Genomic DNA, 22512 nt, shown 5'->3' with positions numbered 1-22512 from the left:
TGCGACGCAATTCGAGCCATTGCAGCGCAGCATGATCCATGGCTGAGTGACGATACTCGACCGGACCCGGTGAAAATCCGGGTGGCTCTTCCGGCCGCTGATCCGCCGGATAACCCAACTGCCGATCCCCCCTGAAGCCTGCGTCGGCCGCGGGCTTCGATCGCTATGGGTTTCTCATGACACGCTTCTCCGCCTATCGCCGCGAATGGTTCTCCAACATCCGGGGGGACGTCCTCTCCGGCATCGTCGTGGCGCTCGCCCTGATCCCGGAGGCCATCGGCTTCTCGGTCATCGCGGGCGTCGATCCCAAGGTCGGGCTCTTCGCCTCCTTCGCCATCGCCTGCGTGTCGGCCTTCGTCGGCGGGCGACCAGGCATGATATCGGCCGCAACCGCCGCCACGGCCGTCCTCATGGTCACGCTCGTCAAGGAGCACGGCCTGCCCTATCTCTTCGCCGCGACGATCCTGATGGGGCTGATCCAGCTCGGCGCGGGCGCGCTGCGGCTCGGGCGCCTGATGAGCTTCGTCTCGCGCTCGGTCATCACCGGCTTCGTCAATGCGCTCGCGATCCTGATCTTCATGGCGCAGCTGCCGGAACTGATCGGCGTTCCCACGCTGACCTATGCGATGATCGCGGCCGGGCTCGGCATCATCTATCTCTTCCCCTATGTGACCAGGGCGATCCCCTCGCCGCTCGTCGCCATCGCCGTTCTGACGGCGCTAGCCTGGGGTCTCGGCCTGGATCTGCGCACCGTCGGCGATCTCGGCGAACTGCCCTCGACGCTGCCGGTCTTCGCGCTACCGCAGGTGCCGCTGACCTTCGAGACGCTGCGGATCATCTTTCCCTATTCGGTCGCGCTGGCGGCGGTGGGGCTCCTGGAGTCCCTGCTGACGGCGCAGATCGTCGACGACATGACCGAGACGACCAGCAACAAGAGCCAGGAATGCTACGGCCAGGGCGCCAGCAACATCGCCTCGGCGCTGATCGGCGGCATGGGCGGCTGCGCCATGATCGGCCAGTCGGTGATCAACGTGACCTCGGGCGGGCGCGGCCGGCTCTCGACCTTCGTGGCCGGCGCCTTCCTGCTCTTCCTGATCCTCGTGCTCGACGACCTCGTCCGGATCATCCCGATGGCGGCGCTGGTCGCGGTGATGATCATGGTCTCGATCGGCACCTTTTCCTGGCGCTCGATCCTCGACCTGCGCAGCAATCCGCTGACCTCCTCCATCGTCATGCTGGCGACGGTGACGACCGTGGTGGCGACGCATGACCTCGCCAAGGGCGTGCTCGTCGGCGTGCTGCTCTCGGGCGTCTTCTTCGCCGGCAAGGTCGCGCGCCTCGTCGCCGTCGAGAAGCGCGACAGCGCGGACGGCACGGCTGCGACCTATGTGGTGCGCGGCCAGATCTTCTTCGCCTCGGTCGAGAGCTTCCTACGCGGCTTTTCCTTCGAGGACCGCCCGGCGCGCGTCACCATCGACCTGACCCATGCGCATTTCTGGGACATTTCGGCCATCGGCGCGCTCGACAAGGTGGTGCTGCGCCTGCGCAAGAACGGCGCGGCGGTCGAGGTTCTCGGCCTCAACGAGGCCAGCGCGACGATGGTCGACCGCTTCGGTCGCCACGACAAGGGCGACGCCGGGCCGGCAGCCATTCACTGAGGCACGGGCCAGTCGGCCTCAGAAATCGATGCTATCGCCGCCGCTGCGGCCGACACCGCGGACCAGCGCGGCGTCCGGCTGATGGACCGGCTGGCCGCAGTCGACGAAGCCGTGGCGTCGCGGCTGGCGCGGCCCGGCGACCGTCAGGCTGACGCCGGCGGCGGCAGAGGGCGCCCGGCTCCGCGTGCGGCGCAGTTCCTCCTGAAGCGCCATCACCGTCTCGCGAGCATGGCCGTCCGCGACGATCTCGGCGACACGCCGGCCTTGCCCGAGCGCGGACAGGATCTCATCCCGCTGCGGATCGGGACGCTGCGCGAGCCAGGCCGCCGGGACGATCGTCCCGTCCGGCCCGAGCGCCCCCGCGGGCTTCCAGCGCTGGCGCAACTCGCAGAGGCGGGCGATCTCGGTCGCCGAGAAAGGCTTCACCGGATCGAAGGCATCGACCAGCGGGGAGCCGGCCGCGTCCGCATCGGTCAGGAGGGTGAGGTTCTCCTGCGCCGCCAGTGCCGTCAGCAGGGCAGCGCGGGCGGCGGCGGCCCCGGTCGCGGCCTCGATGCCCGCGCCCAGCGTCTCGGCCAGCAGCGCGCCCAGCGGCGCGGCCGGCACCAGGCGGCAGGGGATGCCGAGGGCCTGGGCGACCGCTCGATTGTCCGCCGCCCCCCGATCCTCAGTGTCGGACATGGCCATCACGACCGCGCGGACGCGCTCCGGCCCGACGGCGTCCACCGCCATCGCGGCTGCGAGCGCAGCGTCCGGCCCGCCGAGTGCGAGCAGAAGTCCGGCCGAGCCCGTGCGGCGGACATGGTCGCGCAGGCCGAGCACGCAGGCGGCGTAATCGGCCGCGTCTGCGGTCGGCACCGTCGCGATCTCCCCTGCTTCGCAGCGCCAGGCGCCGCGCTCGCGCCGCCACGCCATGACCGCAAGCGCCTCCGCGAAGGCGGGCAGCTGATGCGTCAGGTTCCGCTCGTGATCGAGCGCGAAGGAGGCGCCGTCGAGGACCCGCTCGTCCTGCCCGCCCACGGCGTTGAGCCAGGCCAGTGGCAGCCCCGTCTCGACGACGCGCGCGACGGCCGCGTTCATGCGGACATCGCCGGTGTCGCGGCGAAAGGCCGAGGCCGCGGCGACGAGGAGCATCTCGGCGCCCGTCTCCGCCAGGCACTCGGCCACCTCCTCATCCGCGATGTCGGCGCCGATCGCCAGCCCCAGGCGGACGCGCCCGCGGAACGGAACCGGCCCCGGCAAGGGCCCCGGGGAGAACACCTTTGCCTCGTCGTCGTCGCCGTCCACGCCGAGGCGGACCTTGAAGCGCACCGCCTGGATCACGCCGCCGTCGAGCAGGGCGAGCGCGTTGTAGATCCGCCCCTCCTCGACCCAGGGCAGGCCGAGCAGAACTGCGGGACCGCCATCGGCCGTCTCGCGCGCGAGCGCCTCGCAGGTGCGGCGGCAGGCGTCCTGGAAGGCCGGCAGGAGCGCGAGCCCGGGGGCCTGCCCGCCCGCCAGCATCAGCTCGGGACACAGGACGAGGTCGGCACCGGCCAGCGCCGCCTCGCGGCGCGCGGCCCGGACGAGATCGGCATTGCCCGCGACGTCCCCGAGAGTGGCGTTGGCTTGCGCGAGGGCGAGGCGGAAGGAGCTTTCGGTCATGGCCGGGCTGTAGCGCGACGCGCCCGGCCGGGCAACGCCGCGGCGCAGGCCGACTCGCGGCCGCGCTTAACCTCACGTTAGGGTTAAGCGGTCATGAATGGGATACGAGCCGCTCCTGTAAGACTGCCGGCCGTCGTTCGGAGAAGCGACCATGCGTACCCGCCAGACCCATCGACCGGGCCGAAGCCTCGCCCTCGCCGCCCTCGCAGCCTGCACGCTCGGTGCCCTGTCGCCGGCCCAGGCGGCAGACTACCCCGTCCTGCGCGGGTCCCAGATCGACGACGCGCCGCCCGCGCCGGAATTCGACAGCCGCATGAACTGGTCGGGCTTCTATGTCGGTGGCGGCGCCGGTGTGTCCTCGACCAAGTTCGAGCCGGGCAACGGGCTGCAGAACCTCGCCAACTTCGCCTACCGGAACACGGTGCTCGGCAACGAGATCAACATGGGCTCGCTGGTCAGCAACCTGCCCTCGAAAACCGACAGCGGATCGACCTTCTTCGGCTTCGCCGGCTACAACTTCGCCTTCGGCGACGTGATCCTCGGCCTGGAAGCCGACTATACCAAGTCGGGCCACCAGTATCTGATCAGCGACTTCATCGGCCGCCGCTTCACGACCTCGGACGGCACCGTCAACGATTTCACGATGACGACGCGGCAGGGGGCCGACCTCAAGGACTACGCCACGGCGCGGATCCGGATGGGCTGGGCCTATGGCCGGATCATGCCCTTCGCCACGATCGGCGGCGCCGTCGGCCGTTTCGACACGACCTCGACGATCGACGCGACCTGGCGCTTCACGCGCATCAACCCGGTTTCCGGCGCGCTGGAGAACAATGTCGTCGCGGCCGGCTATCCGCTGCGCGTCGGCGAGACCAAGCGCAATGTCTATGGCTTCGGCCTGACCGCCGGCGGCGGCATCGACATGGCGCTCACCGAAAACCTGTTCCTGCGCGCGGAATACCAGATCATCCGCTTCGCGGATGTCGAGGGCACCACCACGACGATCAACACCGGCCGTGTCGCCGCCGCGCTGAAGTTCTGACGCCGCAGCATTCGTCCGACATGAAAAAAGCCGGGGCGGCGCGCCCCGGCTTTCCTGTTTCAGCCCCCCGGACGGTGGCGTCTCACTCGGCCGCCTCGACCTCCGGGCGCGCCCGGCCGGCGCGCTCGCGCTTGACCAGTTCGGCGACGAGGAAGGCGAGTTCCAGCGCCTGCTCGGCATTGAGGCGCGGGTCGCAGACCGTGTGGTAGCGGTCGTTCAGATCGGCATCGGTCATGCCGCGCGCGCCGCCGGTGCATTCGGTGACGTTCTTGCCGGTCATCTCCAGATGCAGGCCGCCGGCATGGGTGCCTTCCGCCTGATGCACCGCGAAGAAGTTCTTCACCTCGGTCATGATCAGGTCGAAGGGCCGGGTCTTGTAGCCGCTGGCGGCCTTGACGGTGTTGCCGTGCATCGGGTCGCAGGACCAGACGACGTTGCGCCCTTCCCGCTTGGTGGCGCGCACCAGGGCCGGCAGCGTGTCGAAGACCTTGTCGGCGCCGAAGCGGCCGATCAGCGTCAGGCGGCCGGCCTGGTTCTGCGGATCGAGCACGTCGATCAGCTTGAGCAGGCCGTCGACCGTGGTCGAGGGGCCGCATTTCAACCCGATCGGGTTGCGGATGCCGCGGAAGAACTCGACATGGGCATGGTCGAGCTGGCGCGTGCGGTCGCCGATCCAGACCATGTGGCCGGAGGTGTCGTACCAGTCGCCCGTGGTCGAATCGACACGGGTCATGGCCTGCTCGTAGCCGAGCAGCAGCGCCTCGTGGCTGGTGTAGAAGTCCGTCGAGCGCATCTCCGGATGCGTCTCAGGGTCGATGCCGATGGCGCGCATGAAGTCGAGCGCCTCGGTGATGCGCTCGGCGACCTCGTTATAGCGCGAGGAGGCCGGCGCGTCCTTGACGAAGCCGAGCATCCAGCGATGCGCGTTGTCGAGGTTGGCGTAGCCGCCCGTGGCGAAGGCGCGCAGCAGGTTCAGCGTCGCCGCCGACTGTCTGTAGGCCTCGAGCTGGCGGCGCGGATCGGGCGTGCGCGCTTCCGGCGTGAAGGCGTTGTCGTTGACGATGTCGCCCTTGTAGCTCGGCAGCTCCACACCACCGATCGTCTCGGTTGGAGCCGAGCGGGGCTTGGCGAACTGGCCGGCGATGCGACCGACCTTCACCACGGGCGAGCCGCCGGCGAAGGTCAGCACCACCGCCATCTGCAGGAAGAGCCGGAAGAAATCGCGGATGTTGTCGGCCGAGTGCTCGCCGAAGCTTTCGGCGCAGTCTCCGCCCTGGAGCAGGAAGGCCTCGCCGCTTGCGACTTTCGCGAGCGCCTTCTTCAGCTTGCGCGCCTCACCCGCAAATACGAGCGGCGGAAAGCCGGCGAGCTGCTGCTCGACCGCCCTCAGGGCTGCCTGGTCCGGATAATCCGGAATCTGCTGGACGGGCTTGGCCCTCCAGCTCTCGGGCGTCCACCGCTCCGACATGGGTCCTGCTCCTGACTTCACTCCGCGCCGGTTAACTCGTTCGTAAGCGCGAAGGCGCGCCTATACACCCAAGGCGCGGCGAAGGCCACCGTGGCGAGCGAGGCCGGCGGAGACGGGCGCGAAGGCGCCATGGTTAGCGAAAGCTGAATCGGCTCAGCCGCTTGCCGGCAACGGCTGACAGATCGATTCCGGTTCATCGCAGCGCGCGTGAAGGCGATGAAGCGGCGGTTCAACCGGCTCGAGCGCCGATTCAACGCCAATGGCGGGCTTTCGCGCCTGGCCTGGGTCGGGCCGGCACGATATCGCTGCGGCCGATATCCTCGCCCTCGAAGAGCAGCCGGGCGCCGCGACGGCTCGCGATAGCGCGGGAGACGCCGTCGCCCCCGCCGGCTCGGGTCAGCCCGCCCGCGGCGTCCGCATCGTCACCAACTCTTCCGCGGCGCTGGGATGCAGCGCGATGGTGCGGTCGAAATCGGTCTTGGTCGCGCCCATCGTCACGGCGATGGCGACCGCCTGGATGATCTCGCCGGCGTCATGGCCGAGAATGTGGACGCCCAGGACCTTGTCGGTCTTCGCGTCGACGACGAGCTTCATGTAGACGCGCTCGTTGCGGCCCGAGATCGTCGCCTTCATCGGCCGGAAGGCGGATTCGAAGATCCGCAGTTCGTGGCCGGCGGCGGCGGCCTGAACCTCGGAGAGGCCGACCGTGCCGATCTCCGGCGTGGTGAAGACCGCCGAGGCGATCATGCCATGGTCCATTCGCCAGGGCTTGTTCCCGAAGGTGCTGTCAGCGAAGGCGTGGCCCTCGCGGATCGCGACGGGGGTCAGGTTGACGCGGTTGGTGACGTCGCCGACGGCGTGGATCGAGGGCACGCTGCTGGCGGAATCGCCGTCGACCAGCACCTCGCCCACCGGGCCGAGGGCCACTCCGGCCTCGGCCAGGCCGAGCCCCTTGGTGTTGGGCCGCCGGCCGGTCGCCACCAGAACCACGTCGGCGTCGATCGGATCGCCGCTGGCGCAATGGGCACGGCGGGTGCCGTCCGGCAGCAGTTCGATGCGCTCGACGGTGCAGCCGAGGCGGAAGCGGATGCCAGCATGGTCGAGCGCATCGCGCAGGCGGTTGCGGATGTCCTCGTCGAAGCCGCGCAGCACGTTGTCGCCGCGGTGGAGCACCGTGACCTCGACGCCGAGCCGCACGAAGAGGCTGGCGAATTCGAGGGCGATGTAGCCGCCGCCGACGACCAGCATGCGCTTGGGCAGGCTCGGCAGGTGGAAGATCTCGTTGGAGGAGATGCCGAGCTCGCCGCCGGGAATCGGCGGATCGAACGCGGGCCAGCCGCCGGTCGCGACGAGAATATGGCGGGCGCGGATCGTCTCTCCGCTCTTCGCGAGGCGCACCGTGTGGGCATCGACGACGGTGGCCCGCTCCTCGCGGATGGTCACGCCGGCGCCGTTCAGGCCCTTGCGGTAGAGCCCCGACAGGCGCGAGACCTCATTGGCGACGGCGTCGCGCAGCGTCGGCCAATCGAAGCTCGGCGTCGGCACCGTCCAGCCGAAGCCGGCGGCGTCCTCGACGTCCTCGGCGAAGCGGCTGGCATAGACGAAGAGCTTCTTGGGCACGCAGCCCCGGATGACGCAGGTGCCGCCGATGCGGTCCTCCTCCGCGATCATGACGCGGGCGCCGTGGCCGGCGGCGATGCGGGCGGCGCGGGTGCCGCCGGAGCCGGCTCCGATGACGAACAGATCGACGTCGAACTCAGCCATGATGCGCCTCTTCAGCTTCGGTTGGCGGTGATGCGGTGGGGTCGGGCGGCGGTGCACAGAGCCACAGGGCCGCGGCCGTGAGCGCGGCGATCCACCAGCCCTGCCAGGCGCCATGCGCCACCGAGGCGACGGCGAAGGCGCCGGCGAAGAGCGCCAGCCGCGGCGCCAGATCGGCCGCCGCAAGCCGGCGCAGGCGCGCCAGGCAGGCGAGGCCGGCAAAGGTCAGCAGCACTGCGCCGAGCGCGCCCGTCTCGACCCAGGCCTGGAGCGGCGCATTGTGCGGGTGGCCGACGGCCAGAAGGGTGCGACGGGGGGGCGAGACCTCGGCGGCGACGGGATGACGGTCGAGCGTCGGCGACGTGCCGAAGCCGGTGCCGAGCAGCGGCCGCGCCAGGGCCGCCTCGCCGAAGGTGAGCCAGATGTCGACCCGGTCGCGCGAGTGCGAGTTGGCGAGGCGCTCATGGAGGGACGCGGGCAGCACGGCATCCCCCAGGCGGCCCGCCACCGGCGCCAGCGCCATCGTCGCGGCGAAGCCCGCCGCGACGGCCGCCAGCGCGAACCGCGGCGCGAACCGGGCCGTCAGGCCGACACCGACCATCACGAGGAAGCCGAGCCCGGCCGCGCCGCTCTCGGAACCGAAGCAGGCCCAGCCGACGGCCAGGACGAGCAGCCCGAGCCAAGCGGCGTCCCATCGGGTCGCGACCGCCCCGCCGCGCAGCAGGGCGAAGGCCGCCGCCGAGAGCATCTGGCAGGTCAGGACCGGGCGGTTGAAGATAAAGCTCTGGTGCCGGCCGATCTCGAGCGTCGCCCGCAGCGACAGCCCGGTGGCCAGTTCGGCCATCATGAAGACAATCGCGACGATGATCGCCCCGGCGAGCGCGCGCGCGAAGCGACGGCCCGGGCGGAACCGGCCCGAAGCCATGATCGCGGCACCGCAGGCCATCGGCAGGACGAATTCGCCCCAGGCGGCCAGCCCCTGAGCGGGGCGGTGGCTCCAGGCCAGCGAGACCAGGGCCAGAAGCGCGAAGCCGCCGAGGGCGAGCCCGATCGGGCTGCGCAGGATGGCCGCGAGGCGCCGCCAGGCGGGACGCCAGCCCTCGGCCGTCAGCCCTGCGGCGACGAAGGCGACCGTGGCGAGCGCCAGCACCAGCGGCGCGGACCGGTTCGCGATCCACATCACCAGCGGCATGGCGACCAGCAGAGCGCTGCCGAGTGCGGCCAGCCTCGCCGGGACGGGTCCATCGATGCGCCGCAGGTCCGCGGCGGGAAGAACGCTGAGATTCATGGCGCAGCGATTACGCCATCGCACCGGGTCCCACCAGTGCTTCGCGCTTGGGGCCCCCCGATCGCGGCTCCGCCATGCCGCAGCCGCGAAATATCTTGACTCCCGATTGTTCAATCAGGCGCAATTGACGGCGGACGCGGCGAAGTGCCACTGGCGGCGTCACCCAATAATCGCGCGGGCCAATCCGCGAGCGGAGGAACACCATGTTGTCATCCATTCTCAAGCGCGGCGCCCTCGTCGCCGTCGCCGTTGCCGGGCTTTCCACGGCCGCCTTCGCCCAGCTCGAGCTGAAGATCATGGCGCCCGCCGCGCCGGGCGGCGGCTGGGACGGAACGGCGCGCTCGATGCAGCAGGCGCTGACCGCGTCGGGCATCGCCAAGAGCGTCCAGGTCAACAACGTGACGGGCGCCGGCGGCACGATCGGCCTGGCCCAGCTCATCGGCGCCAAGGGCGACGGCTCGCAGCTGATGGTCAACGGCTTCGTGATGGTCGGCGCGATCCTGCTCAACAAGTCGCCGGTGAACCTGTCGCAGGTGACGCCGATCGCCCGGCTGACCGCCGAGGCGCTGGTCATCGTCGTGCCCGCCGACTCGCCGATCAAGATCGCCAAGGACCTGGCCGAGCGCGTCAAGGCCGATCCGGCCAAGGTGACCTGGGCCGGCGGTTCGGCAGGCGGTGCCGACCACATCCTGGCCGCGCTCTTCGCGGAGGCCGCCGGCGGCGACCCGAAGAAGATCAACTACATCCCGTTCTCGGGCGGTGGCGAGGCTCTGGCCGCCATGCTCGGCGGGCGCGTCACTGCCGGCATCTCCGGCTATGGCGAGTTCGAGGGCCAGATCAAGGCCGGCAAGCTGCGCGTCGTCGGCGTGTCGTCCTCCGCGCGCCTGGCCAATGCGCCCGACGCCCCGACCCTGAAGGAGGGCGGCGTCAACCTCGAGCTGATGAACTGGCGCTCGGTCGTGGCTCCTCCCGGCCTCTCCGCCGACCAGACCAAGGTCCTCTCGGAGGCGATCGGCAAGATGGTCAAGTCGAAGGAGTGGGCCGAAATCCTGAAGGCCCGCGGCTGGGACGACGCCTATCTCGGCGGCGCCGATTTCGACGCCTTCCTGAAGGCGGAGCAGACCCGCGTCGCCAAGGTGATGACGGATGTCGGCCTCGTGAAGTGAGGCCGGCTTCACGCCATCGATGATGAGGGGGCCGGCGAGCGGCCCCCTTTTTTGCCTCCGCAGCGCTTCGCTGCCCGATCAGCCGATGATGGACCCGCCATGACGAACGATACACCGGCACGCGGCGCCGACAGGCCCGCCCTCATCGTCGGCCTGCTGCTGCTCGCCCTGGCGGGAGTGGTCTATTACGACGCCTCCCAGCAGACGATCACCTCGAACTATGGGCTCGGGCCGACGGCGATGCCGATGGTGGCCTGCGTCGGTCTTGTCATTCTCGGGCTCTCCCACCTCGTGGTCGCCTTCCGCGGCGGCCTGCCGAAGCCGGACGAGGCTGATCGCGGGGCGCTCCTGTGGATCGTCGGCGGGCTGGCGGGGCTGATCGGCTGCATCGCGCTCGGCGGCGGGTTCGTGATCGCCATCACCATCCTGTTCGCCAGCACGGCGCGCGGCTTCGGCCGGCGCGCCCTGGCGGTCGACGCGGCCATCGGCTTCGTGCTCGGCCTCGTCATCTTCCTCGTCTTCGCCAAGCTCCTGACCCTGCTGCTGCCGCTCGGTCCGCTCGAACGCCTGTTTCTCTGAGGAGCGCCAGCCATGGATACCCTGCTCGCGCTCATGAACGGCTTCGGGGTCGCCCTCGAGCCGTCCAAGCTGATTTTCTGCCTCGTCGGCGTCTTCCTGGGCACCGCGGTCGGCGTTCTCCCGGGCATCGGCCCGGCCCTGACGGTGGCGCTGCTGCTGCCGGTGACCTTCAAGCTCGACCCGGCCGGGTCGCTGATCATGTTCGCCGGCATCTATTACGGCGGCATGTATGGCGGCTCGACGACCGCGATCCTGCTGAACGCGCCCGGCGAGAGCGCCTCGCTCGCCACCGCGCTCGAAGGCTCCAAGATGGCCAAGGCCGGACGCGGCGGCCCCGCCCTGGCCACCGCCGCGATCGGCTCCTTCGTCGCCGGCCTGATCGCCACGATCGGTCTCGCCTTCCTCGCGCCCTGGCTGGTCGAGGTCGCGATCAAGTTCGGCCCCTGGGATTATTTCGCGCTGATGATCGTGGCCTTCGTCACGGTCTCGGCGACCTTCGGCGATTCCCCGCTGCGCGGGCTGACCAGCCTGTTCCTCGGCATCACGCTCGGCCTCGTCGGCATCGACAAGCTGACCGGCCAGGCGCGGCTCACCTTCGGCGTGCCGGAGCTGCTCAACGGCATCGAGGTGACCACGCTGGCGGTCGGCCTGTTCGCGGTGGGCGAAGCGCTCTACGTCGCCTCGAAGCGCTTCCGCGATCCCGAGGAGATCATCCCGATCAAGGGCTCGCTGTGGATGAGCAAGCAGGACTGGAAGCGCTCCTGGGCGCCCTGGTTGCGCGGTACGGCCTATGGCTTCCCGATCGGCGCGCTGCCGGCCGGCGGCGCCGAGGTGCCGACCTTCCTGAGCTATTCGACCGAAAAGCGGCTCTGCAAATATCCCGAGGAGTTCGGCAAGGGTGCGATCGAGGGCGTCGCGGGGCCGGAAGCCGCCAACAACGCCTCGGCGGCCGGCACCCTGGTGCCGCTGCTGACGCTCGGCCTGCCGACCTCGGCGACCGCCGCAATCATGCTCGCAGGCTTCCAGCAATACGGGCTGAACCCCGGCCCGCTGCTCTTCGCCGAGAAGCCGGACCTGGTCTGGGGCCTGATCGCGTCGCTCTTCATCGCCAACGTCATGCTGGTGATCCTGAACCTGCCGCTGATCGGGCTGTGGGTGAAGCTGCTCGCCGTGCCGCAGCCCTGGCTCTATGCCGGCATCCTCGTCTTCGCCACCATGGGCACGATGGCGGTCAACGCCTCGCCGGTCGAGCTCGGCATGCTCTTCCTGTTCGGCTATCTCGGCTATCTGATGCGGCGGTATGACTATCCGGTCGCGCCGATGGTGGTCGGGCTGATCCTGGGGCCGATGGCGGAGGCGCAGTTGCGCCGCGCGCTGCAGATCAGCCTGGGCGACCCGATGATCCTGCTCGAGAACCCGATCTCGGCGACGCTGCTCGCCATCGCAGCCATCGCGCTGGTCGCTCCCTTCGCGATGAAGGGGCTCAACCGCTTCAAGGCTGCGGAGGACTGAGGGCCGCCCGGCGGCCGCCGCCGACCAGCCCGAGCCGGATCAGGCTCTCGCCCGTCGCAGCCAGTGCCGCGGCGGCGGGGCGTGGCTCCCAGCCCAGCATGGCCTGCGCCTTGGTGCTGGAGGCGGTCTTGCGACGGCCGAGTTCGGGCGTTGCCGCCTGCCGCGCCGCAGCGCTGAAGACGGCGACGAGCCGCACCAGCCAATCCGGCAGCACGCGTGTCGAGACGCGGGCCGCGGCCGGGCCGAGCCGCTCGCGCAACGCCAGCGCGATCTCCTGCATGGTCATGAAGTCGCCCGCGGTGGCGATGAAGCGTTCATTGGCGGCGGCCGGGTGCGTCATGGCCCGCAGGTGCAGGTCGGCGACGTCGCGGACATCGACGACGCCGAACATCAGGCGGGGCACGGCCGGGAGGCGGCCTTCCAGCATGCTCTTCACCAGCAGGATCGAGGCCGACAGATCGGGGCCGAGCAGCGGCCCGAAAATGCCGACGGGGTTGATCACGGCGAGCTCGAGCCCCCTGCCCTCGCCAGCGACGTAGTCCCACGCCGCCCGCTCGGCGAGGGTCTTCGACTTGGGATAGGCGGCGAGATCGGCGTCCCCCGTGTCCGTCCAGTCGCTCTCGGTGAAGGGCCGCTCGAGCGTGCGGCCATAGCCGATTGCGGCGAAGGACGAGGTCAGCACCACACGGCCGACGCCGGCGGCATGGGCGGCCCGCAGCACCCGCAGGGTGCCTTCCCGGGCGGGGCGGATCAACTCGTCCTCATGCCTGGGCGCGGCGGCCGACAGCGGCGAGGCGACGTGGAGGACATGGGAGCAGCCGGACGCGGCAGGGCCCCAGCCGGTATCCGCCAGCAGATCGGCCTGCACCACCGCGAGTCGGTCCAGCGGATCGCAGCCGGCCGCCGCGAGCGCGGCGCGCAGGCCGGCCTCCCGCGCGGGCGAGCGCAATGTGGTGCGGACCCGGTGCCCCGCCTGCAGCAAGGCGAGGATGCAGTGGCGGGCGAGGAAGCCGGAGCCGCCGGTGACAAGAACGGGTGCGGCGGTCACGGCCATGCGATCCTCGAACATGCGAGCCCTCAACAATCGAGCCCTGGAACGATCACGGGGCGTGCGCCCCGGTCGGAATCAGTCTGGTAATGCTGCGACAGCCTATCCGAGACGGCCTGTGCCTGAACAAATGCGGCGCGACTGTGTTCATCAGGCGGCCAGCCGCAACGAGGACCTCATGACCGAACCCAGCCTTCCGCCCGCCGCCCCAACGCCCTCGACTGAACCCGGCCTCAAGCGGGTGATGGGGCCCTGGCTGCTCCTGCTCTTCATCGTCGGCGACATTCTCGGGACCGGCATCTATGCCTTGACCGGGCAGGTCGCCAACCAGGTCGGCGGCGTGGTCTGGCTGCCGTTCCTGCTCGCCTTCCTCGTCGCCCTGATGACGGCGTTCAGCTATCTCGAACTGGTCACGAAATACCCGCGGGCGGCGGGCGCGGCGCTCTACACGCACAAGGCCTTCGGGATCCATTTCCTGACCTTCATCGTCGCCTTCGCGGTGATGTGCTCCGGCATCACCTCGGCCTCGACCGCCGCGCGCGCCTTCGCCGCCAATTTCTCGGGCGCGCTCGACCTCGGCCTGTCGGGGACCGGCTGGATCACCGTGGTGGCGCTCGGCTTCATGGCCCTGGTGGCGGCGGTCAATCTGCGTGGCGTCGGCGAGAGCGTGAAGGCCAATGTGGTCCTGACCTGCGTCGAGCTGACGGGGCTGCTGATCGTCATCGTGATCGGCGCCATGGCGATCACGGCCGGCCAGGGCGACGTGTCGCGGGTCCTGACCTTCAAGGCGACCGGCGATGGCGGCGCCTTCTGGCCGGTGATCGCGGCGACAACCCTGGCCTTCTTCGCGATGGTGGGGTTCGAGGACTCGGTCAACATGGCCGAGGAGTGCAAGAATCCGACCCGGATCTTCCCGAAGGTGCTGCTGACCGGCCTCGTCATCACCGGCACGATCTATGTGCTGGTCTCGATCGCGGCGATCACGCTGGTGCCGCCGGAGCAGCTCGGCGAGGGCGAGACGCCGCTGCTCAAGGTCGTCCAGGCGGGGGCGCCGAATTTCCCGATCTGGATCTTCGGATTCATCACCATGTTCGCCGTCGCCAACAGTGCGCTGATCAACATGCTGATGGCGAGCCGGCTGGTCTATGGGATGAGCCGCGAGCATGTGCTGCCGCCCGTGCTCGGACGGGTTCACGCGACGCGGCACACCCCTTATGTCGCGATCGGCTTCACGACGCTTTTGGCCTTCGCCCTGATCGGCTTTGTCGGCGAGGTGCCGGCGCTGGGCGGGACAACGGCGCTGCTGCTGCTCTGCGTCTTCACCGTCGTCAACGTCGCGGTGCTGGTGCTGCGCAAGGACGGGGTCGGACACGCGCATTTCCGCACGCCGACGATCCTGCCGGTGCTCGGGGCCCTCGCCTGCGCCTTCTTCGCCGGCCCCTGGACCGGCCGCGACATCATCCAGTACCAGATCGCGGGCGTGCTGATCGCGCTCGGCGCGCTGCTCTGGGTCGTGACGGTCCTGGTCACCCGCGCCACCGCTCCCGAGGGCACGCTTGCGGTGGACGGGGACGGGCCTGTCCGCATCGGCCCCAAGAACTAGGCCTCGGCCCCGGCGGCCCGCCGAAACACAAAAACGCCGCCGGCGCGGGGCCGACGGCGTCACAGTGCGTGTCGAAGACAGCGTCGATCGCGGAAGCCTGCGGCCTCAGAGCTTGTGGCCGCGCTTGCGCATTTCCTCGCTGAAGCGATCGAACAGGAAATTGCTCGTCTGGAGGCTCCAGGGCTGCAGCAGCGCGAAGATCTCGTCGATCGCGCGCGGGCGCATGGCGTTGTAGCGCTGGCCGACCGGCGAGCGGAAGAAGGCGGCGACCTCCTTGAGGTCGGCCTCGCTCATGCGCTTGGCGAAGATGTAGGCGGCCGAGGCGATGATCTCCTGGCGCTTCTTCTCGGCTTCCGGCCGGAGGTCCTCGATCACCTGCTCCATGTCCTTGCGGACCTCGGGGCGGGTAGTGCCGACCGTCTGCGTGACGCGCTCACGGAACTCGAGATAGATCGCCTCGAAGGACTCCGCGAGCCCCGACAGGATGACGACGTCGCGGCCGGCCTCGAGATAGGACTGCGGAATGTCGGGCTGCGCCGGCTGCGCTGCCGTCTGCGCCTGAGCCGGCATGGCGAGCAAAAGCGCCAGGCTGACGGCTGCGCCGGCAAGGTGGTGACGGATCATGCAAAGCCCCTTCGTCATGCGCCGCATCGCGCTGTGTTCGTGAATGGAAGGCCGCGCCGTGCGGGGCAAGCCATCCCTGACGTTCCGGTCATGCCCGGCGCCGCCCGACTCACGGGAGGAGCCGATGCCGCAGACGCGCATCGCGGGTTTCCATAGAGCATGACGGTGCCGACTGGAAAGCCATATTACGGCGATGCGACGTCGCGTGCGCCCCTGGCGAGGCCATGCGGCGGGCCCGCGACCGCAGCGGCCGGGCTTCAGCCGAGGTTTCCCAGCACGATCAGGCCATCCTTGCCGGCGAGAATGGCGGCGCTGGCGAGGCCGAGGAACAGCCCGTGCTCGACCACGCCCGGAATGGCGGACAGAGCCGCCGCCAACCGCTCCGGATCGGCGATCACGCCGGGATGGGCATCGAGAATGTAGTGGCCGCCATCGGTGAGCAGGATGCTGCCGTCCGGCCGGCGGCGCAGCACCAGTTCGCCCGGCGCGCCGGCGGTCGCCATCGCCGCGAGCACGGCCCGGCGCGTCGCCTCGAGCCCGAAGGGCACGACCTCGATCGGCAGCGGGAAACGGCCGAGGCGCTCGACCAGCTTGGTGTCGTCGGCGATGACGACCATGCGGGCCGAGGCGGCGGCGACGATCTTCTCGCGCAGCAGCGCGGCGCCGCCGCCCTTGATCAGGCGAAGCTCCCGGTCGACCTCGTCGGCGCCGTCGATGGTCAGGTCGAGCTCCGGCGTCTCGTCCAGCGTCGACATCGGGATCGCCAGCGCGCGCGCCTGCGCCTCCGTGACCTCCGAGGTCGAGACGCAGAGGACATCGAGCCCCTCCGCGACGCGCGCACCGAGCAGGTCGACGAAGTGCTTGGCCGTCGAGCCGGTGCCGAGGCCCAGCCGCATGCCCGGTGTCACCAGCTCCAGCGCACGGGCGGCGGCCTGCTTCTTGAGATCGTCGGGGCTCATGGTCGCGTCCTCAACTCGACGTCATTGCAAGCGCGGCGGGCCATCCGGGCAGACGCCGCCACAGGCGCCCCCGGATCGCTTCGTCGCGACGCCCCCGCAATGACGGCGGTCGCGGCCCGGTTCAAGCCCCGAGGCCACCCATCAGCATGTATTTGATCTCGACGAACTCCTCGATGCCGTGGAGCGAGCCCTCGCGGCCGAGACCGGACTCCTTGACGCCGCCGAAGGGGGCGACCTCGGTGCCGAGCATGGCCGAGTTGATGCCGACCATGCCGTATTCGAGCTCCTCGGCGACGCGGAAGGCGCGGCCGAGATCCTTCGTGTAGAAATAGGCGGCAAGCCCGAAGGGCGTGTCGTTGGCGAGCGCGACGACCTCCTCCTCCGTGCTGAAGCGGTAGACCGGGGCGACCGGGCCGAAGGTCTCCTCGCGCGTCATCAGCATGGTGGTGGTGGCGCCGGCGAGCACGGTCGGCTCGTAGAAGGTGCGGCCGAGCGCATGACGCTTGCCGCCGACCACGACCCTGGCGCCGTTGGCGACGGCATCTGCGACATGGCGCTCGACCTTCTCGATGGCGCGCTCGTTGATCAGCGGGCCCTGCACGACGCCGACCTCGGTGCCGTTGCCGACCTTCATCTTCGCGACCTCGCCGGCGAACTTGGCGACGAACTCGTCATGGATGCCGTCCTGCACGAAGAGACGGTTGGTGCAGACGCAGGTCTGGCCCATGTTGCGGAACTTGGCCGCGATCGCGCCCTGCACGGCGGCGTCGACATCGGCATCGTCGAAGACGATGAAGGGCGCGTTGCCGCCGAGTTCGAGCCCAACCTTCTTCACGGTCGAGGCGGCCTGCTGCATCAGGAGCTTGCCGACCGGCGTCGAGCCGGTGAAGCCGATGAAGCGCACCGCCGGATGCGTCGTCATGACCTTGCCGATCGCCACCGCATCGCCCGTGACGATGTTGAGCACGCCCTTGGGGAAGCCGGCGCGGATGGCGAGCTCGATCAGCGCGAAGGCCGTCAGCGGGGTGTCGGGCGCGGGCTTGACCACGAAGGTGCAGCCGGCGGCCAGCCCCGGCGAGCATTTGCGCGTGATCATCGCAGCCGGGAAATTCCACGGCGTGATCGCGGCGCAGACGCCGACGGGCTGCTTCTGGATGATGATGCGCGAATTCGGGAAGGGCGAGGGAATCGTCTCGCCGTAGATGCGCTTGGCCTCTTCCGCATAGAACTCGACGAAGGAGGCGGCATAGGCGACCTCGCCGCGCGATTCCGTCAACGGCTTGCCCTGCTCGGCGGTCATGATCTGCGCCAGATCCTCCTGGTTCGCCATGATCAGGTCGAACCATTTGCGCAGGATGATCGAGCGCTCCTTGGCTGATTTCTTCGCCCAGGGCTTGAAGGCGCGCGAGGCGGCTTCGACGGCGGCCGTCGTCTCGTCCGCGCCGAAGCGCGGCACCTTCGCCAGCAGATCGCCGGTGGCCGGATTGTCGACCGCATCGACGCCCTCGCCAATCCAGGCGCCGTCGACATGGCACTGCGACTTGAGGAGGGAGGGATCGTTCAGCTTCAGCATGGCGGGCTTCCGTGACGCGGAGGAGTGAAGGCGCGCCCTTGATACCATGCGCCCGGCGCCGCTGACGACCGCGACCGGCCGCGGCAGCACCACAGGTCCTGCGGTTTTGAGCCCGTCTCGCGGCCTAATGTTGCAAGCGCCCTACTTCGCCTGGGGCGTGCAGACCGTCTTGTCGTCGAAGACGTAGCAGATGCTCATCTCGCCGGTGCGGATGTTGACCCGGAAGATGCCGCCCTCGCGCTCATGCCGCGAGGGCATCAGCGTGTAGTCGCTCGGGGCCTGCGCCCCGGCGCCCTCGCCCGGCGGGAAGCAGACGGTGACGCCGACGCCGCCCTCCTTGAGCTGGAACTGGCAGGCGGCGACCTCGCCGGTGGCCTTGTCGACGCGATAGACCCGGTTCAGGTCCGTCTGCGGAGCGGGCGCGAAATCGAAGGGCGCGGCGACAGCGGCACCGGCCAGCGCCAGCCAGAGACCCAGCGCCAGGGTGACGAAACGTCCGGGGGATCGAGACACGATACGGTTCCTTCCACGAATCGGCGGCACGATAGCATCAATGCCGGAGGCGGCGATGACGTCCGCCCGGCGACCCAGCGTGGCGGTCCGACGCCTTGCCAAACACGGGCGAACCCGTTTAAGCGCTGCGACCCACGCGCCAGGAGCGGCTGCCCATGACCCTGCCCCCGATCGTCGTCTTCGATCTCGACGGCACGCTCGCCGAGACCGCGCCCGACATCATGCGCGTGCTCAACGTCATCCTGGTGCGCGAGGGGCTGCCGGCCCTGCCGCTGGAGCGGGCGCGCGAACTGGTCGGCGCCGGGGCGCGGGCGCTGATCGAGCGCGGCTTCAAGGTCTCGGGCCGACCGCTCGAGGCGCAGACGCTGGAGCAACTGTTCGAGGATTTCCTGCTGATCTATGCCGACGATGTCGCCTCCCACAGCCATCTCTTCGACGGCGTGCTCGGCGCGCTCGATCAGCTCGCGGCGGAGGGCTATCTGCTGGCGGTCTGCACCAACAAGCCGATCCTGCACACGCGGCTGATCCTCGACCATTTCGGCATCGCGCCGCGCTTCGCGTCGGTCGCCGGGCGCGACAGCTTCCCCTTCCACAAGCCCGATCCGCGGCACCTGACGCTGACGATCGAGGCCGCCGGGGGCGATCCCGCGCGCGCCGTGATGATCGGCGATTCGCGCACGGACATCGCCACCGCCAAGGCGGCGGGCATCCCGACGATCTGCGTGCCCTTCGGCTATACCGACGTGCCGATCGAGACGCTGGAGCCCGATCTCGTGATCCAGCATTTCGACGCCCTGCCCGCGGCCGTGCGACAGGTGCTGGGCGGCGGCAAAGCGGGGACGCCTTCGAAGGTCGCCGCCCATTCTTGACGACGCGGCGCGCGCCGACTAGGAGAGGCGCCGGTGCGGGCGACTAGCTCAGCGGTAGAGCACTCCCTTCACACGGGAGTGGTCACAGGTTCGATCCCTGTGTCGCCCACCATCCTCTCCATTGCCGGATAAGGCTTTTTTGGGAGAGGGCCTTGCGCCAGGTCGGCGGACTTTTCCCCGGGTCAATCGCACTTCACCAGCAAACAGCGATGTTGCGGTCAGCTTCTGAAGCTCGATCAGCACAAAATCGGTTGCCAGCGCGACGTCTTCGAGCACGTCGATCTCTCATGCCTCATAATGTTCGGTGGTCAGCGAGCCCTCGTTGGAATCCCCATCGCGGAGTGGCGCGCATCACCGAGTTGATCGCCATGGCGCCAGGGCTGGAGCCCGAGGAAGCCGTATGGGCTCTTTGCACAATGTCGCAGCGCGACGCCGGCCAGGTCGCGAAAGCTGCGCGGTGCCGGAAAATGGACATTTCGGAATGGATCGGGACGGTCGTAGGCGCGGCGGCGCTTGGCGACCGTCATGACGCATCATCGACGAGGGCCGAAGCATCGTTTCCTCCCGACCAAGGTATAAAACACGGAATCCTATCGCGGATTACTTGAGCCTCGACAGGGCCGCCGCGAGCCTCTACGTCACGCGCCCGTCGCCACTGTCGGCGATCATGGAGATCCTGATGTTTCGAGCTCTCGTTGTCGCCGTGGCGGTCTTTGCAGCGCAGGCGGTCACAAGCGCCCACGCGCAAAGCGACTACCCTTTCAAGCTTCACAATCGTTCGCAGGGTTGGACCATCACTGGCTTCCAAACGTTCATGAACGGAAGTTGGAGCACTAACTGGCTGAGCGCCCCGGTCCCCGCGGGTCAAGCGGTCAACATGGACTGGAAGAGCAATGCCGGCTCCTGCACAGTGCGTTTCCGGGTCCAGTGGGCCGGGTACGATCCGACCGAGCATCGGGCCGATTTCTGCAATCTCAAGAACCTCTACATGCTCAATGAAGGCATCCGCACCGACTGATCGTCGCGGTTGAGCTGGGTCGCGGCGTTCGATGAGAAGCTTCGCCGCGACCCAAAAACCGCCGGCCGCCAAAGCGCCAGTGCCGAGCAAGCCCATCCATGAGCGCCCCGCGCGGGCCGGCTCGCCCGAGGGGTCCGGGAGATCGTTGGCCCATTCGCCCTCGCGATAGGGTTCGGCCGCCTCCGGCAGGGCCGGCAAGCCGCGCTCGGCCCGCCAAGCATGATCGTTTCCCGTTCGCTATCCCAGATCGGCGCCATACCAGTCACGGGGCCGGTCGGCCTTTACGCGCTCGACGGGACGCCTTGGCCGATGCAGGCGTCCCCCTGCCCGCTATCCGTTTTTCCAGTTCGTCGACCTCGCCTCGCCGAAGCGCGTGATGCCGCGCAGGACGATCTCGAGCGGGCCGCTGGCGGCAAACCTCAGCCACAGCATCGCGAAGAGATGCGTCGCCGCGACGATGCCGACCGCGATGAGCAGGCAGCCGGCCGCGCCGACGGTCCCATGAAGACCGAGGCCGTAGCCGTTGAAGACCAGCCCCGCCAGCATGCCTTCGAGCACATAGCCCGTCAGCGACATCCGCCCGGCCGCAGCGGTTGCCCCCTGAAGCCAACCACGACGCGCCGCCTCGACGGCGAGGACGAGATAGGCTGAAGCCAGGATCGGCCCGCCCAGGGCGAGCGAGGCAAAAGCCACGACCGCGAGGAGGTCTTGACCGAGGGTCCCCTGAAGGCTGAGGGCATAGCCCAGATTGAGCAGCAGCCCGACGGTCAGCAACAGCGGAAGATTGCGGCGAAGAACGCTGTAGGTGGGGCTTCCCGGTCGAAAGACATCGATCTTCTCTGCGGCGAGACCCAGACAGAAGGCCGCGAAGGCGACAGGCCCGTTGAACAGCCACAGGAAGCCGAAGGCAACGCGCCAGTCCGCGAGCCGCTGCCCGACGGCCTCGGCAAAGCCGCCGAGATAGCCAGGTCCGACGGCGGCCGGAAGGCCCAGGTTCGAGGGCTCCGCCAGAAGGATGGCCAGCGCGCAGAGTGCGCCAAATCCCACCACCATCGCCCCCGCGGCGACATAGACCAGCGTGCGCGGCGACGCGCCGCGGAGCGCCAGCAGCGGCAGGCCGAGCAGGGCGTAGAGGACAAGGATGTCTCCGAAGAAGACCAGCGTCGCATGGGCCACGCCGATCAACAGAAGGCCCAGCAGCCGGAGGGTGAACCGTCTCGCGCCGGAGACGCCCGCCTGCGCCGCGGCGGCCATCTGGATGGCGAAGCCCCACCCGAACAGGAACGAGAACAGGACGAAGAACTTGCCCTGAAACAGCCACTCGACGGCGATCTGGGCGACAAGGTCGACACCCGCCGGTCGCTCCAGCATGTGTTCGAGCGGTTGGGCCAGGAAGGGCACATTGACCACGCAGATCCCCAGCAGCGCCAATCCACGGATGGCGTCGACTTCGCCTGCCCTTGCCATTGGCCACGTCCCATCGCAGAATTGAACAAGCGCTCAATTGAGCGATTGCTCAATTTTCTGTCAAGAGCCGCCAGCCGGAGCCCCCTGTGACCCGAATGCCCGCCTCACAGCGCCGCGAAGCGATCATTGCCGCGTCGCAAAAAGTGCTTCTGGCCAAAGGCCTGATGGCCGCGACAACGCGCGACGTCACCGAGGAACTCGGTGTCGGCGTCGGGCTTCTCAGCCACTATTTCAGCTGGACCGATCTGCGGTCGCTGGCGTTTGCCCGGATTGCCCAGGCGGATCTCGACAGCGCGATCCGCCAGCGCTGCGACGTCGAGGCTTCGCAGGTGCTGCGCGACGTCATCGCCACTGCCTTCGCCGAATCCGCGGACCCGGTCTGGCGCCTCTGGATCGAGGCGACCGAACTGGCGGCCGCAGACCCGTCCATGTCCCGGGTGGTGGCCGCATGCACGGATCAGTGGTGGCAGGCCCTGGCCGGCCTGTTCGAGCGTGGCTGCGTCGAAAGCGCGTGGTCCTGCGGCGACCCTCAGGGTGCGAGCTGGCGCATCATCGCCCTGCTGCAAGGGCTAGCCGGCCTGACCCTGGCTGGCGACCCGCGCCTTACCCGGGCAGAAGCCACCCGGCATCTCACCATCGCGATGGAACGGGAATACCAGGCGCTGGCCGGTTCGCCCGCCCTGTCGCAGACAAATCGGCGATGATCGGACGTCAGCGCCC

19 protein-coding genes, 1 tRNA gene and 1 other annotated feature are annotated in these 22512 nt (G+C 69.2%); of the genes, 10 read left to right on the top strand and 10 right to left on the bottom strand.

Translation table 11 applies throughout. The features are described 5' to 3' along the window. Positions 1 to 59: 59 nt before the first annotated feature. Positions 60 to 115, top strand: a sequence feature (sul1 is cis-regulatory element that is thought to sense ions involved in sulfur or methionine metabolism; They are found in Alphaproteobacteria). A gap of 61 nt (positions 116 to 176) precedes the next feature. Continuing rightward, a complete protein-coding gene (locus BSY19_RS13360) occupies positions 177 to 1658 on the top strand; it encodes a SulP family inorganic anion transporter (protein WP_069054595.1) in 1482 nt (493 codons plus the stop codon). An 18-nt stretch (positions 1659 to 1676) separates the two neighbouring features. On the opposite strand, the gene BSY19_RS13355 is transcribed toward BSY19_RS13360, so the two are convergent. Beyond that, positions 1677 to 3302 (bottom strand): nitrilase-related carbon-nitrogen hydrolase, encoded by a 1626-nt coding sequence (locus tag BSY19_RS13355; RefSeq protein WP_069054594.1) that lies wholly within the window; start codon positions 3300 to 3302, stop codon positions 1677 to 1679. A 151-nt stretch (positions 3303 to 3453) separates the two neighbouring features. On the opposite strand from BSY19_RS13355, the gene BSY19_RS13350 reads away from it, so the two are divergent. Next, positions 3454 to 4344 carry an outer membrane protein gene (locus tag BSY19_RS13350; protein WP_069054593.1) on the top strand — a complete coding sequence of 297 codons (891 nt, stop codon included), beginning with the start codon at positions 3454 to 3456 and terminating at the stop codon, positions 4342 to 4344. Between the two features lie 82 nt (positions 4345 to 4426). Here the strand turns inward: BSY19_RS13350 and BSY19_RS13345 are convergent, their stop codons facing one another. The 3 genes from BSY19_RS13345 to BSY19_RS13335 all read right to left on the bottom strand — a co-directional run bounded on the left by BSY19_RS13345 (position 4427) and on the right by BSY19_RS13335 (position 8861). Further along, entirely contained in the window at positions 4427 to 5812 is a 1386-nt protein-coding gene (locus tag BSY19_RS13345; protein WP_069054592.1) for a class II 3-deoxy-7-phosphoheptulonate synthase, read from the bottom strand. Between the two features lie 396 nt (positions 5813 to 6208). Next, positions 6209 to 7576: a glutathione-disulfide reductase gene (gene gor / locus BSY19_RS13340; RefSeq protein WP_069054591.1), complete on the bottom strand. Its 1368-nt coding sequence runs from the start codon at positions 7574 to 7576 to the stop codon at positions 6209 to 6211. Next, positions 7569 to 8861: an O-antigen ligase family protein gene (locus BSY19_RS13335; protein WP_083247586.1), complete on the bottom strand. Its 1293-nt coding sequence runs from the start codon at positions 8859 to 8861 to the stop codon at positions 7569 to 7571. The genes gor and BSY19_RS13335 overlap by 8 nt, the downstream gene beginning before the upstream one ends. 203 nt (positions 8862 to 9064) lie before the next feature. Between BSY19_RS13335 and BSY19_RS13330 the strand changes: the two genes are divergently transcribed. From BSY19_RS13330 to BSY19_RS13320, 3 genes are all read left to right on the top strand, one after another. Next, positions 9065 to 10027: a Bug family tripartite tricarboxylate transporter substrate binding protein gene (locus BSY19_RS13330; RefSeq protein WP_069054590.1), complete on the top strand. Its 963-nt coding sequence runs from the start codon at positions 9065 to 9067 to the stop codon at positions 10025 to 10027. Positions 10028 to 10126: 99 nt separating this feature from the next. Further along, on the top strand, positions 10127 to 10606 hold the full coding sequence (locus BSY19_RS13325; RefSeq protein ID WP_069054589.1) for a tripartite tricarboxylate transporter TctB family protein: 480 nt from the start codon (positions 10127 to 10129) through the stop codon (positions 10604 to 10606). 12 nt (positions 10607 to 10618) lie between these two features. Next, complete coding sequence (locus BSY19_RS13320) at positions 10619 to 12118, top strand: tripartite tricarboxylate transporter permease (protein WP_069054588.1); 1500 nt, start codon at positions 10619 to 10621, stop codon at positions 12116 to 12118. Here BSY19_RS13320 and BSY19_RS13315 read toward each other — a convergent pair. Next, on the bottom strand, positions 12099 to 13187 hold the full coding sequence (locus tag BSY19_RS13315; RefSeq protein WP_236840527.1) for an SDR family oxidoreductase: 1089 nt from the start codon (positions 13185 to 13187) through the stop codon (positions 12099 to 12101). The two genes, BSY19_RS13320 and BSY19_RS13315, sit on opposite strands and share 20 nt — an antisense overlap. Before the next feature lie 157 nt (positions 13188 to 13344). Here BSY19_RS13315 and BSY19_RS13310 point away from each other — a divergent pair, with 157 nt between their 5' ends. Beyond that, positions 13345 to 14769 carry an APC family permease gene (locus BSY19_RS13310; RefSeq protein ID WP_069057077.1) on the top strand — a complete coding sequence of 475 codons (1425 nt, stop codon included), beginning with the start codon at positions 13345 to 13347 and terminating at the stop codon, positions 14767 to 14769. A 105-nt stretch (positions 14770 to 14874) separates the two neighbouring features. On the opposite strand, the gene BSY19_RS13305 is transcribed toward BSY19_RS13310, so the two are convergent. The 4 genes from BSY19_RS13305 to BSY19_RS13290 all read right to left on the bottom strand — a co-directional run bounded on the left by BSY19_RS13305 (position 14875) and on the right by BSY19_RS13290 (position 18408). Continuing rightward, entirely contained in the window at positions 14875 to 15393 is a 519-nt protein-coding gene (locus tag BSY19_RS13305) for a DUF2059 domain-containing protein (protein ID WP_171905139.1), read from the bottom strand. Between the two features lie 257 nt (positions 15394 to 15650). Next, positions 15651 to 16352, bottom strand: a complete 702-nt coding sequence (gene rpiA / locus BSY19_RS13300) for a ribose-5-phosphate isomerase RpiA (RefSeq protein WP_069054586.1) — start codon at positions 16350 to 16352, stop codon at positions 15651 to 15653. A gap of 121 nt (positions 16353 to 16473) precedes the next feature. Beyond that, positions 16474 to 17925, bottom strand: coding sequence for an NAD-dependent succinate-semialdehyde dehydrogenase (locus tag BSY19_RS13295; RefSeq protein ID WP_083247585.1), 1452 nt, complete (start codon positions 17923 to 17925; stop codon positions 16474 to 16476). 141 nt (positions 17926 to 18066) lie between these two features. Further along, a complete protein-coding gene (locus BSY19_RS13290; protein ID WP_236840571.1) occupies positions 18067 to 18408 on the bottom strand; it encodes a hypothetical protein in 342 nt (113 codons plus the stop codon). Between the two features lie 185 nt (positions 18409 to 18593). Between BSY19_RS13290 and gph the strand changes: the two genes are divergently transcribed. The 3 genes from gph (at position 18594) to BSY19_RS13275 (ending at position 20325) form a co-directional block, all read left to right on the top strand. Then, a complete protein-coding gene (gene gph, locus BSY19_RS13285; RefSeq protein WP_069054585.1) occupies positions 18594 to 19307 on the top strand; it encodes a phosphoglycolate phosphatase in 714 nt (237 codons plus the stop codon). A 37-nt stretch (positions 19308 to 19344) separates the two neighbouring features. Then, positions 19345 to 19419: transfer RNA gene (locus tag BSY19_RS13280), tRNA-Val, on the top strand. A gap of 492 nt (positions 19420 to 19911) precedes the next feature. Then, positions 19912 to 20325: a hypothetical protein gene (locus BSY19_RS13275; RefSeq protein ID WP_083247584.1), complete on the top strand. Its 414-nt coding sequence runs from the start codon at positions 19912 to 19914 to the stop codon at positions 20323 to 20325. Positions 20326 to 20655: 330 nt separating this feature from the next. Here the strand turns inward: BSY19_RS13275 and BSY19_RS13270 are convergent, their stop codons facing one another. Continuing rightward, a complete protein-coding gene (locus tag BSY19_RS13270) occupies positions 20656 to 21792 on the bottom strand; it encodes a DUF418 domain-containing protein (RefSeq protein WP_083247583.1) in 1137 nt (378 codons plus the stop codon). A 95-nt stretch (positions 21793 to 21887) separates the two neighbouring features. Here BSY19_RS13270 and BSY19_RS13265 point away from each other — a divergent pair, with 95 nt between their 5' ends. Then, a complete protein-coding gene (locus BSY19_RS13265; RefSeq protein WP_069054583.1) occupies positions 21888 to 22496 on the top strand; it encodes a TetR family transcriptional regulator C-terminal domain-containing protein in 609 nt (202 codons plus the stop codon). Positions 22497 to 22512: the final 16 nt, after the last annotated feature.

The sequence above is a fragment of the Bosea sp. RAC05 genome (assembly GCF_001713455.1).
Taxonomy (GTDB): Bacteria; Pseudomonadota; Alphaproteobacteria; order Rhizobiales; family Beijerinckiaceae; genus Allobosea.
This window is presented reverse-complemented; position numbering and strand designations above follow the sequence as displayed.

Excerpts from the sequence above, each read along its gene's own strand:
- BSY19_RS13360 (WP_069054595.1), top strand. The coding sequence starts at position 177 with ATGACACGCTTCTCCGCCTATCGCCGCGAATGGTTCTCCAACATCCGG.
- BSY19_RS13355 (WP_069054594.1), bottom strand. The coding sequence starts at position 3,302 with ATGACCGAAAGCTCCTTCCGCCTCGCCCTCGCGCAAGCCAACGCCACT.
- BSY19_RS13350 (WP_069054593.1), top strand. The coding sequence starts at position 3,454 with ATGCGTACCCGCCAGACCCATCGACCGGGCCGAAGCCTCGCCCTCGCC.
- BSY19_RS13345 (WP_069054592.1), bottom strand. The coding sequence starts at position 5,812 with ATGTCGGAGCGGTGGACGCCCGAGAGCTGGAGGGCCAAGCCCGTCCAG.
- gor (WP_069054591.1), bottom strand. The coding sequence starts at position 7,576 with ATGGCTGAGTTCGACGTCGATCTGTTCGTCATCGGAGCCGGCTCCGGC.
- BSY19_RS13335 (WP_083247586.1), bottom strand. The coding sequence starts at position 8,861 with ATGAATCTCAGCGTTCTTCCCGCCGCGGACCTGCGGCGCATCGATGGA.
- BSY19_RS13330 (WP_069054590.1), top strand. The coding sequence starts at position 9,065 with ATGTTGTCATCCATTCTCAAGCGCGGCGCCCTCGTCGCCGTCGCCGTT.
- BSY19_RS13325 (WP_069054589.1), top strand. The coding sequence starts at position 10,127 with ATGACGAACGATACACCGGCACGCGGCGCCGACAGGCCCGCCCTCATC.
- BSY19_RS13320 (WP_069054588.1), top strand. The coding sequence starts at position 10,619 with ATGGATACCCTGCTCGCGCTCATGAACGGCTTCGGGGTCGCCCTCGAG.
- BSY19_RS13315 (WP_236840527.1), bottom strand. The coding sequence starts at position 13,187 with ATGTTCGAGGATCGCATGGCCGTGACCGCCGCACCCGTTCTTGTCACC.
- BSY19_RS13310 (WP_069057077.1), top strand. The coding sequence starts at position 13,345 with ATGACCGAACCCAGCCTTCCGCCCGCCGCCCCAACGCCCTCGACTGAA.
- BSY19_RS13305 (WP_171905139.1), bottom strand. The coding sequence starts at position 15,393 with ATGATCCGTCACCACCTTGCCGGCGCAGCCGTCAGCCTGGCGCTTTTG.
- rpiA (WP_069054586.1), bottom strand. The coding sequence starts at position 16,352 with ATGAGCCCCGACGATCTCAAGAAGCAGGCCGCCGCCCGTGCGCTGGAG.
- BSY19_RS13295 (WP_083247585.1), bottom strand. The coding sequence starts at position 17,925 with ATGCTGAAGCTGAACGATCCCTCCCTCCTCAAGTCGCAGTGCCATGTC.
- gph (WP_069054585.1), top strand. The coding sequence starts at position 18,594 with ATGACCCTGCCCCCGATCGTCGTCTTCGATCTCGACGGCACGCTCGCC.
- BSY19_RS13270 (WP_083247583.1), bottom strand. The coding sequence starts at position 21,792 with ATGGCAAGGGCAGGCGAAGTCGACGCCATCCGTGGATTGGCGCTGCTG.
- BSY19_RS13265 (WP_069054583.1), top strand. The coding sequence starts at position 21,888 with ATGCCCGCCTCACAGCGCCGCGAAGCGATCATTGCCGCGTCGCAAAAA.